This is a genomic window from Paenibacillus sp. FSL M7-1414, from assembly GCF_038003195.1.
GTDB lineage: Bacteria > Bacillota > Bacilli > Paenibacillales > Paenibacillaceae > Paenibacillus > Paenibacillus amylolyticus.
In genome coordinates, this window is sequence record NZ_JBBOOS010000001.1 from 1,778,666 (window position 1) to 1,792,543 (window position 13,878).

The 13,878-nt window shown below is 44.5% G+C and carries 18 protein-coding genes; all 18 read left to right on the forward strand.

From position 1 onward, the window contains the following. Nucleotide 1 precedes the first annotated feature (1 nt). Nucleotides 2-409: a hypothetical protein gene (locus MHH92_RS08150; protein WP_340903107.1), complete on the forward strand. Its 408-nt coding sequence runs from the start codon at nt 2-4 to the stop codon at nt 407-409. Nucleotides 410-461: 52 nt separating this feature from the next. Then, the gene (locus MHH92_RS08155) at nt 462-1,001 is read left to right on the forward strand and encodes a hypothetical protein (RefSeq protein WP_340903108.1); all 540 of its coding nucleotides are present in this window, start codon (nt 462-464) and stop codon (nt 999-1,001) included. Nucleotides 1,002-1,009: 8 nt separating this feature from the next. Then, on the forward strand, nt 1,010-1,549 hold the full coding sequence (locus MHH92_RS08160) for a GNAT family N-acetyltransferase (protein ID WP_340907644.1): 540 nt from the start codon (nt 1,010-1,012) through the stop codon (nt 1,547-1,549). A gap of 47 nt (nt 1,550-1,596) precedes the next feature. Continuing rightward, nucleotides 1,597-2,121 carry a YfiT family bacillithiol transferase gene (locus MHH92_RS08165; protein WP_036610311.1) on the forward strand — a complete coding sequence of 175 codons (525 nt, stop codon included), beginning with the start codon at nt 1,597-1,599 and terminating at the stop codon, nt 2,119-2,121. Between the two features lie 33 nt (nt 2,122-2,154). Next, nucleotides 2,155-2,670 carry a GNAT family N-acetyltransferase gene (locus tag MHH92_RS08170; protein WP_017689739.1) on the forward strand — a complete coding sequence of 172 codons (516 nt, stop codon included), beginning with the start codon at nt 2,155-2,157 and terminating at the stop codon, nt 2,668-2,670. Between the two features lie 130 nt (nt 2,671-2,800). Next, nucleotides 2,801-3,184 carry a VOC family protein gene (locus tag MHH92_RS08175; protein ID WP_076327101.1) on the forward strand — a complete coding sequence of 128 codons (384 nt, stop codon included), beginning with the start codon at nt 2,801-2,803 and terminating at the stop codon, nt 3,182-3,184. 191 nt (nt 3,185-3,375) lie between these two features. Further along, nucleotides 3,376-4,122, forward strand: coding sequence for a class I SAM-dependent methyltransferase (locus MHH92_RS08180; protein ID WP_047842201.1), 747 nt, complete (start codon nt 3,376-3,378; stop codon nt 4,120-4,122). Nucleotides 4,123-4,171: 49 nt separating this feature from the next. Next, entirely contained in the window at nt 4,172-4,936 is a 765-nt protein-coding gene (locus tag MHH92_RS08185; protein ID WP_253506852.1) for an SDR family NAD(P)-dependent oxidoreductase, read from the forward strand. A gap of 183 nt (nt 4,937-5,119) precedes the next feature. Then, complete coding sequence (locus tag MHH92_RS08190; RefSeq protein ID WP_017689733.1) at nt 5,120-5,809, forward strand: response regulator transcription factor; 690 nt, start codon at nt 5,120-5,122, stop codon at nt 5,807-5,809. After that, a complete protein-coding gene (locus MHH92_RS08195; protein ID WP_047842202.1) occupies nt 5,806-6,810 on the forward strand; it encodes a sensor histidine kinase in 1,005 nt (334 codons plus the stop codon). The genes MHH92_RS08190 and MHH92_RS08195 overlap by 4 nt, the downstream gene beginning before the upstream one ends. 116 nt (nt 6,811-6,926) lie before the next feature. After that, entirely contained in the window at nt 6,927-7,682 is a 756-nt protein-coding gene (locus MHH92_RS08200) for an ABC transporter ATP-binding protein (protein ID WP_253506855.1), read from the forward strand. Continuing rightward, the gene (locus tag MHH92_RS08205) at nt 7,679-9,604 is read left to right on the forward strand and encodes an ABC transporter permease (protein WP_253506858.1); all 1,926 of its coding nucleotides are present in this window, start codon (nt 7,679-7,681) and stop codon (nt 9,602-9,604) included. The genes MHH92_RS08200 and MHH92_RS08205 overlap by 4 nt, the downstream gene beginning before the upstream one ends. A gap of 200 nt (nt 9,605-9,804) precedes the next feature. Then, nucleotides 9,805-10,350 (forward strand): ClbS/DfsB family four-helix bundle protein, encoded by a 546-nt coding sequence (locus MHH92_RS08210; protein WP_253506861.1) that lies wholly within the window; start codon nt 9,805-9,807, stop codon nt 10,348-10,350. Continuing rightward, on the forward strand, nt 10,350-10,880 hold the full coding sequence (gene pgsA / locus MHH92_RS08215; RefSeq protein WP_253506864.1) for a CDP-diacylglycerol--glycerol-3-phosphate 3-phosphatidyltransferase: 531 nt from the start codon (nt 10,350-10,352) through the stop codon (nt 10,878-10,880). Before MHH92_RS08210 ends, pgsA begins: the two co-directional genes overlap by 1 nt. Nucleotides 10,881-10,896: 16 nt before the next feature. Beyond that, nucleotides 10,897-11,322, forward strand: a complete 426-nt coding sequence (locus tag MHH92_RS08220) for a GNAT family N-acetyltransferase (protein WP_036669633.1) — start codon at nt 10,897-10,899, stop codon at nt 11,320-11,322. Nucleotides 11,323-11,362: 40 nt separating this feature from the next. After that, nucleotides 11,363-11,800, forward strand: a complete 438-nt coding sequence (locus MHH92_RS08225) for a GNAT family N-acetyltransferase (RefSeq protein WP_243391477.1) — start codon at nt 11,363-11,365, stop codon at nt 11,798-11,800. Nucleotides 11,801-11,908: 108 nt separating this feature from the next. Further along, entirely contained in the window at nt 11,909-12,331 is a 423-nt protein-coding gene (locus tag MHH92_RS08230) for a hypothetical protein (RefSeq protein ID WP_340903110.1), read from the forward strand. Between the two features lie 179 nt (nt 12,332-12,510). After that, nucleotides 12,511-13,731, forward strand: a complete 1,221-nt coding sequence (locus tag MHH92_RS08235; RefSeq protein WP_340903111.1) for an RtcB family protein — start codon at nt 12,511-12,513, stop codon at nt 13,729-13,731. The last annotated feature ends 147 nt before the right edge of the window (nt 13,732-13,878 follow it).

Genomic DNA, 13,878 nt, shown 5'->3' on the forward strand with positions numbered 1-13,878 from the left:
ATTGAACACAGAATTTTCAGAACAGAAATATGGTGAAACGGGTGTCAAAACCAGCTTCGAGCAGATGGCAAACGGGGAACAAAAATATAAAATGATAACAGAAGACGGAAGTTATTATTGCAGAACCGTTGCCTCTTCCCACGGAGCATGGCAAAACAGTCATGTACATATCAATCTAACGGAGTTTTATGTGGTGCAAACCGGATGGATAGCGTATGCCAGTTATGGAGACGATCAGATGTTTTCGATTCGAGTGGTGCGTGCAGGAGAGCACATCATTGTCCAACCTGGAATCCACCATAATATATACATGTCTGCACATAGCTCGATACATACCATCAAGCATGGATTGAATACATCCAGTGATTGGACGGCATCCCCTGAGTTGGATAGGTTAACTCAATATTAACAGAGAAGGAGCTACTCCAAAAGTATGATTAACCAGAGGGGAGGATAGACAGATGCGTAAAAACACAATATTTTGGATTACGGGAGTAACGATAATTCTCTTGGTGACTCTGCTCATATACAGCTATGTTATTCCAAGTGTGAGTGCCCAGGATGTTGTGATGGCAGGCACAATCAGGCAGATTGATACGAATGTAGTTGAGGTAGAGTTAGAGATAACGCGAAAAAGAGAAGACAAGGATCAACATATGGTGTATCCCGTTGTCCCTGGATGGGAAGGGGTCACATTCAATGAAGAACAAGATGATGCGTGGTACATGCCTTCGTCTGTTGGCAGCTCCTATCTTGATCAAGTCATTCTGGAAAAGTATCTGAAGGCGCAGGGGAAAACCATGAAATCAACTGATAATCTGATAGGATTTGCGATACCTGATGAGATAGGGAGCTACAAGTTGCGGTTAACGCTCAGATCTTTGGATGGAACGACTCAGCCGCTTGAGAATCCCATGGTGTATTATGTTCACAACGAGCATTTGTTAGGGAAGGATCTGAGTTGGGTTACGAGTGAGAATCTGGAGATCAATAAGGAGTAATCAGAATGATGAATGTATATGAATCGAATGAAATCACCGTACGTTTCTTGGAAACAGAAGATGAACAACATCTGGTGAAGTGGCTGTCAGACCCGGAAGTTCTTCAATACTATCAAGGGCGTGATCAGCCGCATGATCTGGAACAGGTGAGAGAGCATTTTTACAATCAAAAAGATGATGCTACTCGTTGTATCGTTGAGTATGGAGGACATCCGATTGGATACATTCAGTTCTATGAGCTTGAGGAAGAAGAACGAACGGAGTATGGTTATGGAGACACGGATGAGATCATCTATGGAACGGATCAGTTTATTGGTGAGGTAGAATACTGGAATAAAGGCATTGGTACACAGTTGATGCAATCCATGCTGGCTTATCTGATTAATGAAAAACAAGCCCGTAAAGTGGTTATGGACCCTCAATCCTGGAACTTAAGAGCGATATCCTGTTACGAGAAATGTGGTTTCCAAAAGATTAAGCTGTTGGAGAAACATGAGCAGCACGAAGGACAGATGCGAGACTGTTGGCTTATGGAATATGCCCTGTAGATCCTGTTTAAAGTTATTTGAATCATATAAACAAGGAGGAATAATGGATGGATGAAAGATTTCCGATAGGACCATTTGTACACACGGGTGAAGTTACTTTGGCACAACGGGAGAAGTGGATTCAGGACATTGCTGAGTTGCCTGAACGCGCACGAGAAGCGGTAAAGGGATTGAGTGAAGAGCAATTAAGTCTACCGTATCGAGAAGGTGGATGGATGCTCAAACAGGTCATTCACCACATGGCAGACAGCCATATGAACAGTATGATTCGTTTCAAGTTGGCCCTGACAGAGGATACACCAACGATTCGGCCTTATTATGAAGAGCGCTGGGCTGAATTGAGTGATTCAAGGGACTTGGATGTCGAATTCTCGCTTCAGATTTTGGATGCGCTCCATCGTCGTTGGGTGTTTCTGTTAAACGCGTTGACAGATGCAGATTATGCCAAACAATTTTATCATCCCTCATCGGAAGAAACGACAAGACTGGATTACAATCTGGGCATGTATGCTTGGCATGGCAAACACCATGTTGCTCACATCACATCGCTTCGGGATAGATTGGGAATATAGCTATTAGAAATATCTTTTAAGGAGGATTCATCAATGAGTGTACATATCAGACTATTAAATGAGAACGATCCTGTAATCATATCAAAGGCGTTTCAGGAGCAGGGTTGGGGGAGATCCCCTGAGCAGTATCTTCATTACTTGGCTGAACAACAGAATGGGGAACGCGTAACCTTGGTAGCCGAGTTGAATGGAGAATTTGCCGGATACGTGAATGTATTGTGGAATTCCAGCTACCCGTCTTTCAGGGAACAAGGCATTCCCGAAATTAACGATTTTAATGTGCTGATGAAGTTCCAGCGCCAAGGTATTGGTTCACGGTTGATGGACCGAGCAGAGGAAGTTATTCTGGAACGAACGGATGTAGCAGGCATTGGTGTAGGTGTGTTTTCCGATTATGGCAAAGCGCAAGTTCTATATGCCCATCGCGGGTACATACCAGACGGTCACGGTGTACACAAACATGATCATTACATTCAACCGGGTGAAGAAACGATTATGGACGACGATGTTGTACTTTATCTTACGAAGAAGTTAAAAGCCACGCAATAAGGCTAATGTTTACTTAGTACTTGCAAAGAAAGATGATCAAAAAGCTGTCCTGCATGTTATACTCTATTGGAATTTGAGGAATGATAAGCAGGATGTTAAGAGATTAGATGGTCAGAGGAGTGAATGATGCATGTTTAGCAAAGTCGGCCAGATTATGTTGTATGTCAACAATCAGGATGAATCACTGGCATTTTGGACGGAAGTTGCAGGATTCCACATTGTGGATGAAGTAAACCTTGACGAGGGCATGAGATGGATTGAGATTGCGCCTACCGCAGACTCGCAGACAAGCATTATACTCCATGACAAAGAGTTCGTTGAACGGATGTCGGCGGGTGTAAATCTGGGCACACCTTCGTTAATGTTCTTCACCGAAAATCTGGATCAGTTATATGCCGACTTGGCTGGTAAACATGTAACGGTGGGAGAGATTGTCGAGATGCCAACGGGGCGTGTCTTCAACTTTGCTGATAACGAAGGGAATTACTTTGCAGTTTTGGAACGGGCGAAGTAAGTTACAACACAAAACCCCAACAAAAAAACGATCGACATTCATGTCGGTCGTTTTTTTGTTGGGAAAAAGCTTATGTTTTAGAGTAGAAAAACACAAGAAAAATAGAGAACTACTGGGTAAAAATGTTATAATAGAGTGTGGCTGATTTAACGAAAATGCCGAGGAATGAATAATCGAAAATGAAGGTTTGAATGGAGCAGTTAAGGAGGAATGTGGTTGTGGAAAAGACGATTAAAAGTGTACAGGATCTATATGATATGCTCGATACGGATTTCAGATCTGCCAAGCAGTTTTGGGAACCTTTCTATGAGGATCGGAACAGACCAATCCCCTTTTTCCCAAACAAACCGGATGAGAATCTGGTAGCGCATGTGAACGAAGGTGTGCTGAGCGGCGGTAAGGCACTGGAACTGGGGTGTGGCCCGGGCAGAAATGCGTTGTATTTAACCCGCCAAGGATATCAGGTAGATGCTTATGATCTTTCGGAGACAGCTATTGCCTGGGCTAAGGAGAGGGCGGCAGAGGAGCAACTGGACGTGCATTTTGAATGTCGATCTGTGTTCGAATTGTCCCCAGAGCAAGAATATGATCTTGTCTACGACTCGGGTTGTCTGCACCATCTGTTGCCACATCAGCGCATTCCCTACATAGAGATGATCCACAATGCACTCCGGCCTGGAGGATACTTTGGAATGACTTGTTTTGCTCCTGGTTTTGGCGATATTGGTGGGCCTGAGATCGTTATGAATGATTGGCAGGTGTATCAAGAGAAGTCGATGCGCGGTGGTCTTGCGTTCACGGAGGAGAAGCTTCGCTACATGCTGGAAGATGGCTTTGAATGTGTGGAGTTCCGTGCAATGAAGTCGCTGGAGCAACATGAACCGTATTTTGGTGTACCTTTTCTCTGGGCCACGTTGTGGAGAAAGAAAAACTCGTAAGAATAGTGAAATAAACATGCATTGAAAATAGAGGAGGAGTGGTATCGGAATGGGAACAGAAACAGGAAAAAGACACTTTATCATTACAGGCACATCCAAAGGGATCGGTTTACAACTTGCAGAGTTATTATTGGCTAAGGGGGATTACGTTTACGGTATTTCACGCGGGGGTTCGGATCTGTTGGAATCAAGCGAGGAATGGAGCGGGCGTTACCGCCATGTTCAGTATGATCTTGCCGACCTGAATGGGATCGATGATTTGATTACACGCATATTGGACCAAATTCCGTCTCAGGAAGCCGATTTCATTGGACTTATTAATAACGCAGCGATGCTAGAGCCTCTAAAACCTATCGATCAGTGCAGTGCGGCAGAGATAAGTCAAAGTCTCAACATCAGTCTCGCAGCACCAATGATATTGAGTTCATCTTTTATTCAACAAACAAATCATCTGTCCGCCAGACGTAAAATTGTTAATCTCTCATCTGGTTCGGGAAGTTATCCCGCGCCTTCAATGGCAGTGTACTGTACATCGAAGGCAGGGATGAACATGTTCACCCAATGCGTATCTTTGGAACAAACGGGTCAACAGAACCCTGTTGAGATTATTGCTTTTGATCCGGGGATGGTCGATACGGAATTGCAGGCTGTTGCACGAGGCAAAAGTGCAGAGGAGTTCGCCCTTGCGGGTATGTTCAATCAAGTATATGAAGCAGGACAATTAAGATCGCCACGAGACGTAGCGATGCAGTTGATCGAGCGGTTGGACGAAAACAGTGATGCAAGCCATGTTATACACACTATTGAGAGCTAATAGGATATACGTATTTCGGCTTGTTATCTTTACGAAGTATGGATACCTTTTGATATAAGCCCAACTTCCCTGTACACTGGAATCAGCGATCGGAAGAACGATTCGAACGGTAAAGGTGATCCTGCAACAACGGAGTCTATTTACCTTATTCAACCTTAGAAGATCAGAAACGTGGTGAATCTCTTGTTTAAAATTATGCTCATTGAAGACGACGAATCGTTATTCAGTGAAATCAAGGAACGTTTGTCCCAATGGTCGTATGATGTGTATGGTGTGCAGGATTTTGGAAAGGTATTGCAGGAGTACAGCGTAATTCAGCCGCAACTGGTCATTATTGATATTCAATTACCACAATATGACGGGTTCCATTGGTGCCGGATCATTCGTTCGCACTCCAATGTGCCGATTATCTTTTTGTCCTCACGGGATCATCCTGCGGATATGGTTATGTCCATGCATTTGGGTGCAGACGATTTTATCCAGAAGCCTTTTCACTTCGATGTATTGATTGCCAAGATCCAAGCGACTTTGCGGAGGGTGTATAACTATAATACAGAGCATATTGAACTCCGAACTTGGCGCGGTGCGGCTATTGAATATGTGAAAAATACACTGACCTGCGGGGATGAATCTGTCCTGTTGACCAAAAACGAAATGTTCATCCTTAAAGTGCTGGTCGAGCACAAAAATCAGATTGTTACCCGTGAGGACCTCATCCGGAGCTTGTGGGATCATGAGCATTTCGTGAGTGACAATACGCTAACGGTTAACGTTAATCGGTTACGGAAGAAACTTGAACCCATCGGCTTGGAGCGGTACATTGAAACCAAAGTAGGGCAGGGGTACATGGCAACGGAAGAGGCAGAAGCGTGATCGGAAAGTACATACGAGAAAGGGCTAGTTGGTTATGGCTACTGGTAAGCATGCAACTTATTATTTTATTGGTGGCCTACCTGGACTCGTCCATTCCATTCCAATCTGTGATGTATATCGTAGGACTGAATGTGGTGGTATGCCTTGTTTTTATCTGGGCGAGATACCTGAAAGAGACCCGTTTCTATAAAAAATTGAGCATCTGGGATCATACCTATGATCTGGGAGAACTCGATATCGCCGAAAGTCCATATGAGCAGATTGTACATGAGGCCGTCAGTTCCCAGACACAGCGGTATCGTAAGGAGTCGTCACATCATTTTATCGCTCTGGAACAGGAGAAGGACGAGATGTTGTCCTGGATTCATGAGGTGAAGACCCCACTGACAGCGTTGCAACTGATGATCGAGCGCTTGCCAGATGACAAGTTACAGAGCCAAATGACTTATGAATGGTTACGAATTCATCAGTTGCTGGATCAGCAGCTTCACCAGAAGCGTATTCCGTTTATGCATAATGATCTGTTCATCGAAGAGACGGAACTTGAACCGGTATTGAATAGCGAGATACGAGCACTGAAATCGTGGTGCATCTCCAAAGGCATTGGCTTTGATGTGTCTTTAATGGTATCGCGCGTGCTCACAGACAGCAAATGGTTAGGCTTCATCCTCCGGCAGTTGTTGAGCAATGCGGTGAAATATAGCGATTCATCGGACATCCTCATTGAAAGTCGGGAACAGGATGGACACATCATACTCATGATTCAGGATCACGGGCGAGGGATTGAGACTCAAGATCTGCCGCGTATATTTGATAAAGGATTTACGTCTACCCGAGGCAGAATGGATGGAGCGGCTACCGGGATGGGGCTGTATCTGGTTCGTCAGGTGGTCCAGACGCTTCATGTGAACATTCATGTAGAATCTTCTCTTGGCGAGGGCACAACCGTAACACTTACTTTTCCGCGAAAAAACGACATGGTGCATCTTGCAGGCGTGTGACAACAATGTCACATGCTTTTTGGTTTTGTTCGGTGAATCACACGATAACACTGCACATCCCGATTATGATATAGACACGAGCATTTTGCAGAAGATCTAAGAGGAGTGAGCGGGATATGTGGATACTGGAAGCCAAAAAAATTCATAAAGTCTATGGTAATAAATTAAATAAACAGGAAGTGCTGAAGGGAATAGATCTTGGGGTAAGCAAGGGAGAGTTTGTTGGTATTATGGGGCCTTCGGGTTCGGGTAAAACAACGCTGCTTAATGTACTTTCCTCCATCGATCGGGTGAGCCAGGGCACGATTGATATTGAGGGCAAGGAATTCACCGGAATGAAGGAGAAACAGCTGGCTGAGTTCCGCAAACATCATCTGGGCTTTATTTTTCAGGAATATAATCTGCTGGATACCCTTACGGTAAAGGAAAATGTATTATTACCGCTCTCGATCACGAGCATTCCAAAGCAGGAGGCACACCGGAAGTTTGAACAGATCGCCCGTGAACTGGGAATCTACGAATTGAAAGACAAGTATCCATCTGAGATTTCAGGGGGTCAGAAGCAGCGGACTTCGGCAGCACGAGCATTTGTCCACGAGCCGAGTATCATTTTTGCGGATGAGCCGACAGGAGCGCTGGATTCCAAGTCCGCTTCGGATCTGCTCGGCAAGTTAAGTGATATGAACAGCGCACGAAAAGCGACCATTATTATGGTTACCCATGATCCGGTTGCCGCAAGTTATTGCCGCAGAGTGATCTTCATTCGTGACGGTCAGATCTACACCCAGCTGAATAAAGGAGACGAGTCACGGCAATCGTTCTTCAACGATATTATCAAAACCCAAGGCGTATTGGGTGGTGTACAGCAATGAGCTTGAATTATATTATTTTCCGCAATCTCAGGAAAAATCTAAAGAATTATTATCTCTATGTATTTGCGCTTGTGTTCAGTGTGGCATTGTATTTTTCCTTTGTGACGTTACAGTATGATCCTTCCATGGATGAGGTAGCTGCTTCAACAAAAGGTGCGGCGGCTATAGGCGCATCTTCGGTACTGTTAATCGTCATTGTTGGTATCTTTTTGCTCTATGCCAATACGATCTTTATCAAGCGGCGTAGCAAAGAGATTGGATTATTTCAATTGATCGGACTGACGAAAGGCAGAATTTTTGGTATTTTGAGTGCGGAGAACAGTATTCTTTATTTTGGCTCCATGGCTATCGGTGTGTTAATTGGGTTTCTTGCGTCCAAGCTGGTATTGATGATATTGTTCAAAATTCTCGGTGTGGATGCGATTACGAAATTGTATTTCTCTCCGATGGCACTGATGCAAACGGTGATTGTTTTTACGATAATGTATTTGCTTATCATGCTGATGAACTACACTTTTATCAAGAGACAGAGTATTCTCTCGCTCTTTCGGGTGTCGGCGACTACGGAGCAGCAGGTGCAGAAGATGTCTGTCGGACAGATGATTATTGGCGTCTTGGGTATTGCTCTGATTGTGTATGGATACTACATGTCTGCACGGCTGTTCAGCGGAGAGGCAATGGGTATGCAGCAGTTGATGTATACGATGATCCTGATTCTCTTCTCGGTCATACTGGGGACATACCTGTTCTATAAGGGTTCGGTAAGTTTTATCTTTAATCTGATTCGCAAAAGCAAAAACGGCTACCTATCCATTCATGAGGTGTTGTCTTTATCTTCAATCATGTTCCGCATGAAATCTAATGCATTGTTACTCACGATTATTACAACCGTATCTGCACTTGCTATTGGCATGCTGTCACTCAGTTACATTTCGTATTATTCGGCAGAGGCTCAGGCGAAGGAAAGCTTGCCGGAGGATTTTTCATTTGCTCAGGTTGAGGTGAAAAATCGCTTTGTAACGGAGTTGGAACATAAACAGATTCCATATGAGGAGAATCATAGACAGCCTATTTATATTGAAATTGATGCTCATGAAGTGATGGACGAGTCCATGACGGAAAAGTACCTGTTCAGTAGTGTGTTGAGTGACAACATGGTAGATAACATAGATCTGCAACCAGGTGAAGTGATCTTCATGGGATACGGAAATGCCATTCAGCAGTTGATTTCCATTGAGGAGAAAGGTCCGATCGTCTTGCATGGATTGAAGCATACACTGGACCACCAGCTGATCGGAACCACCCAAAAGGGGGTTCTTCCTGGATACTATTCTGGGGGCACGCCTGTAGCGGTAGTAGATGAAACGGTATACCAGCAGTTGCGGCAGGATCTCGATCCCGAGCTGCAAAAATCCGAGTGGGCGGATTACTATGGTGTACGTATTCTGAATGAGGGGCAGGCTGAAGAGGCATATGCCGTATATAAGGAGCTACAGTTGGAAGCACCGAGCTTCTCCCAGATTGAGTTCAGAAATAACCAACGTAACAATATGGGACTGATTATGTTCATTGTTGGTTTCCTTGGTTTGACGTTCTTGATTACATCGGGATGTATCCTGTACTTTAAACAAATGAATGAGAGTGAAGAGGAAAAGGGCAATTATACCATTCTTCGTAAACTTGGATTTACACAGAGCAATCTGTTGAGGGGAATTCAGATCAAGCAGTTGTTTAACTTTGGTATTCCGCTTGTGGTGGGGTTGAGTCATAGTTACTTTGCCGTGAAATCAGGTTGGTTTTTCTTTGGTACGGAGCTGGCGACACCTACGGTCATTGTCATGATAGTTTATACATTGTTATATTCGATCTTTGGTCTGTTGTCTGTGTGGTACTATAAACGGGTGATTAAGGAAGCTTTGTAAAATTGGGATCAGGAGTATGCTGATATAGCAAAAATAGGTTGAGTAAAGGGCAGCTGTATTGTTTACAGACTGCTCTTTTTTCTTTTTCTAACTATAATGCCTCATGAAAAAAAAGGATGATTATGGAATTGAGTCGAAATGATGATAGAGTCCATGCTTCTGATTCATGTATAACGGTGAAACGAGGGGAGTGGAGTAGCGTGCCTGGAGTTCTATATGCCTCGAAGAAAGAGTTAAGTGAGACGATTCGAAGCACCTATGAATTGTTCGAGGGTGAATTCAATGACATCCATAACAGCGACAAAGATAAGTGGGTTGAAGGTGTGGATAAGACGCCTGCCCAGATGATCGCGTACCAGCTGGGATGGATGAACCTGGTGATGGATTGGGAGCGAAATGAACAGTTGGGACATGAAAGTCATATGCCGACACCAGGATATAAATGGAACCAACTGGGGTCATTAAATGAATCATTTTACGAAAAATATTCAAGTTATACGCTGGAGGAGCTACGCTCTTTGTTTCGGGAGACAGAACAACAATGGCAGAACTGGATTGACACCCTTAGTGAAGAGGACTTATTTGTACAAGGGATGAGACAGTGGACGGGAACAAAGCCCAGGTGGGCTATGGTGAAATGGATCCAGATTAATTCGGTAGCTCCTTTTAAATCCTTTCGTACCCGAATACGTAAATGGAAAAAAGGTCACTTAGCCAACATGGATGAGGGGAGAATGGGTGTCTAATGAATCTGGCAAATAAAATCACGTTGGCTAGAATCGCGTTGATTCCATTGTTTATGATCTGTTTTCTCAATCAGCAAAGCGTGATGATTGCACTAATTATTTTTGCAGTAGCAGCAGGTACGGATAAATTGGATGGATATGTGGCGAGAAAATATAATCAGATCACGAATCTGGGAAAGTTGCTTGATCCACTGGCGGATAAACTGTTGATTGCGGTAGCGCTGATCATGATGGTTCAGGAGAATATGATCAGTTCATGGATTGCTGTAATCATTATAGGACGTGAAATTGTCATTACTGCATTGCGAATGGTAGCCACAGAACAGGGTATTGCTCTTGCAGCTGATCGTTATGGAAAAATCAAAATGGTGCTTCAGGTGGCAGCCATCATTGCCATTTTGTTGAATAATGTTCCGTTTAGTTTGCTGACTGATATCAGAGTGGATGTGGCATTACTATGGGGTGCAACAGGCGTTACTCTCTTATCCGGAATGAATTACATTATCGTAAATTATAAACTGTTGAGATAAAAGGAGTGATTAGGAGATGTCCCAAATAAATATTAATCCAAGTACTTCAGAGGATTCAGAGTATGTTCGCCAGCAACTTATCGCATTTAATGCTGCACATGTGAGCGAGGAATTAAGGCATCGGTACGAAGAATTGAATTTCAATATCAAAAATGAGACCGGCGAGATTGTTGCAGGTGTGCTTAGTACACTTTGCTGGAACTGGCTGGAGGTTGATATCCTTTGGGTGGATTCTGAACAACGGCATCGGGGGTATGGTTCACAGTTGTTGCTTGAAGTTGAGCGAATTGCGCGAGAGAAATCTTGTGATTTTGTCATGTTGAACACTTTCTCCTATCAAGCACCGGAATTTTACAAGAAACATGGCTACCAATTGATCACAACGATCGAGAATGCACCGACTGGACACAGTCATTATTATTTTAAGAAGGACCTCACTTAAGACAGACAAAGCATGCGAAATAGGAAAAATCAGGAGGGTTATGATGGTTACCATTAAAGGAATCGAACTTGAAGATTTACCGGCACTAAGCCAGCTATACAATGAGTTGATGGGAATGCCTACCAATGAACAGCAGATGAAAAAGATGTTTCATTACATACAACAGAATGGTCATTATCATGTGCTTGGGGCATTTTACAATGGCAAGCTGGTTGGGTCCGTTATGGGGGTTGAGTGTATGGATCTGGTGGGGCCATGCAAACCGTTCATGGTTGTGGAGAATGTGATTGTATCGGATCAGGTACGCAGGCAGGGCATTGGGCAGAGGTTAATGCTCCAGATTGAGCGGATTGCAAAAGATATGGGTTGTGGTTACATGATTCTGGTGTCTGGCGATCAGCGTAAGGAAGCACATATATTTTATGAGAAGTTAGGTTTCAAGGATGAGAAGGTTCAGGGTTATCGGAAGCATCTTTAACACGCACTTCAAGAGAAAATTTCTTACACAAGTGGAAGGATTACTTAAGGAACATGGCGAATAAGGCATAGTCTTAACAAAAGAAACAAATAAGAGGGAGGCACTCTCGTGTTCAAAAAATGGGCTAATGTTTTCATGGTTCTGAGCCTGGTATTCGCCGTATGTTCCCCAACCTCCTATGCTTCCGCCAAAACGGTTAAGGTAACCGTTACGCTGGTGAGCGCAGAGCTTGTCGAGAATAACTCTGTCGGTAATGAGTGGGCCATCGGAGCAAGTGTGAACGGCAAAGATCTGGAGGAGGGTTCGTCAGTCACTTTAAACCTGAAATCCACGGGTACATTGAAACTGGAGGCCATCGCCGAAGAACAGGACAAAATTCCCGATTACGGGGATAAAAGCACCAACGTCAAACTATCTTCGTTCTCCAAATCAACCAACAAGACACTTTCCGTGGTGGTGACCGAGAACAGAGGCCGATATTCTGGTAACACAGCGACTTGGGCGTTCAAGTTTAAGATTAGCAAGAAGTGAATAGGAACCAACCGTGAGAAAAGGGAGCCTAGCTCTCTTTTTTTAATGCGTAGATAATTGGTGATCTAAAGAAAGAGAGCATTTCGAGCCACGCTGATCTTTGTTAAACTAATGAGAACAACAGTATAGAAATAAAAGATGTATTTTCAAAAAAAAGTACATAGGAGGTTAACACAATTATGCGTATCGTAGATAACATTAAAGTCTGGGGGGAGCCGCTGGAGAACGCCGTAAGTCAGGCGGTGACTTGCTCGCAATATGGAGATGTATTGGGTGTGGCTCTGATGGCCGACCATCACAAAGGTTACTCACAGCCCATCGGTGGTGTTGTTGCTTATCGGAATATGATCAGTCCGTCAGGTGTCGGATATGATATTGCCTGTGGCAACAAGGCTGTGCGTACAAATCTGATGTGGGAAGATATTCGGGATCAGATTGTAACGATCATGGATGACATCAATTCGACCATTTCTTTCGGCGTGGGTCGTAACAATCCAACACCCGTGGATCATGAGCTGTTCGACGACGCGAGCTGGAATCTGTTTGATACCATTGAACCGGGATTACAACATAAGCTGAAGACACTTGCACGCAACCAACTCGGAACCGTAGGCAGTGGCAATCATTTTGTGGATATTTTTGTAGAAGAGGCAACGGGGAAGGTGTGGATCGCGAATCATTTTGGCAGCCGCGGGTTCGGTCACAAAGTGGCGAGTGGGTTCCTTAACCTTGCCGCAGGGCGTCAGTTCAGTGGCAAAGCGCCGGGCGAATCGATGGATCAACCGCCTACGTTGTTTGACCTGAACAGCGAAATGGGTGATATGTATTGGGATGGAATGACTTTGGCGGGCAGATACGCCTATGCAGGGCGTGATTATGTCATTGAACAGGTACTCGGAATTCTCGGGGCAAGTGCTGAATATACCGTTCATAACCATCACAACTTTGCCTGGAAGGAACAACACATGGGTGAAGAGGTAGTTGTGGTCCGCAAAGGTGCAACGCCACTGGCACCCGGGCAACTCGGTTTTGTTGGAGGCAGTATGGGTGATATCTCGGTAATTGTGGAGGGGATCCACAGCGAGGAGAATACCGAGTCATTCCGCAGCACCGTACATGGGGCAGGGCGCACGATGAGCCGAACCCAGGCGGCTGGCAAAATGAATTATAAGCTGCGCACACGTATGGGTGGCGAGATTAGCGAAGCACAGATGCATGAGGCGATTCGTGCCTATGGCGTGGAGCTGCGGGGAGCGGGCACAGACGAAAGTCCGTTTGTGTACAAGAAACTGCAAGACGTGCTGGACGCACATGCAAATACGCTGAAGATCAACCATGTGCTGCGTCCCGTTGGTGTCGCCATGGCCGGAGGTAATGAATTCGATCCGTATAAGGATTAGTCATATATGTTCAACTGAACATTTACACGATAAGGGAGAGGGCAGAAATAACTTGAAGAAGCGGAGCGTTCGCCTAAAAGCTTTCTAAAAGAAAGCTACATCGGAAGCATACGCTATCACCGGATTTCCCCTTTCCAAAAAAAGGAA

What these genes read in the sequence shown, in the direction of transcription:
- MHH92_RS08185 (WP_253506852.1), top strand. Translation starts at nt 4,172, where the DNA reads ATGGGAACAGAAACAGGAAAAAGACACTTTATCATTACAGGCACATCC.
- MHH92_RS08155 (WP_340903108.1), top strand. Translation starts at nt 462, where the DNA reads ATGCGTAAAAACACAATATTTTGGATTACGGGAGTAACGATAATTCTC.
- MHH92_RS08205 (WP_253506858.1), top strand. Translation starts at nt 7,679, where the DNA reads ATGAGCTTGAATTATATTATTTTCCGCAATCTCAGGAAAAATCTAAAG.
- MHH92_RS08180 (WP_047842201.1), top strand. Translation starts at nt 3,376, where the DNA reads ATGGAGCAGTTAAGGAGGAATGTGGTTGTGGAAAAGACGATTAAAAGT.
- MHH92_RS08165 (WP_036610311.1), top strand. Translation starts at nt 1,597, where the DNA reads ATGGATGAAAGATTTCCGATAGGACCATTTGTACACACGGGTGAAGTT.
- pgsA (WP_253506864.1), top strand. Translation starts at nt 10,350, where the DNA reads ATGAATCTGGCAAATAAAATCACGTTGGCTAGAATCGCGTTGATTCCA.
- MHH92_RS08200 (WP_253506855.1), top strand. Translation starts at nt 6,927, where the DNA reads ATGTGGATACTGGAAGCCAAAAAAATTCATAAAGTCTATGGTAATAAA.
- MHH92_RS08160 (WP_340907644.1), top strand. Translation starts at nt 1,010, where the DNA reads ATGAATGTATATGAATCGAATGAAATCACCGTACGTTTCTTGGAAACA.
- MHH92_RS08225 (WP_243391477.1), top strand. Translation starts at nt 11,363, where the DNA reads ATGATGGTTACCATTAAAGGAATCGAACTTGAAGATTTACCGGCACTA.
- MHH92_RS08235 (WP_340903111.1), top strand. Translation starts at nt 12,511, where the DNA reads ATGCGTATCGTAGATAACATTAAAGTCTGGGGGGAGCCGCTGGAGAAC.
- MHH92_RS08220 (WP_036669633.1), top strand. Translation starts at nt 10,897, where the DNA reads ATGTCCCAAATAAATATTAATCCAAGTACTTCAGAGGATTCAGAGTAT.
- MHH92_RS08170 (WP_017689739.1), top strand. Translation starts at nt 2,155, where the DNA reads ATGAGTGTACATATCAGACTATTAAATGAGAACGATCCTGTAATCATA.
- MHH92_RS08175 (WP_076327101.1), top strand. Translation starts at nt 2,801, where the DNA reads ATGTTTAGCAAAGTCGGCCAGATTATGTTGTATGTCAACAATCAGGAT.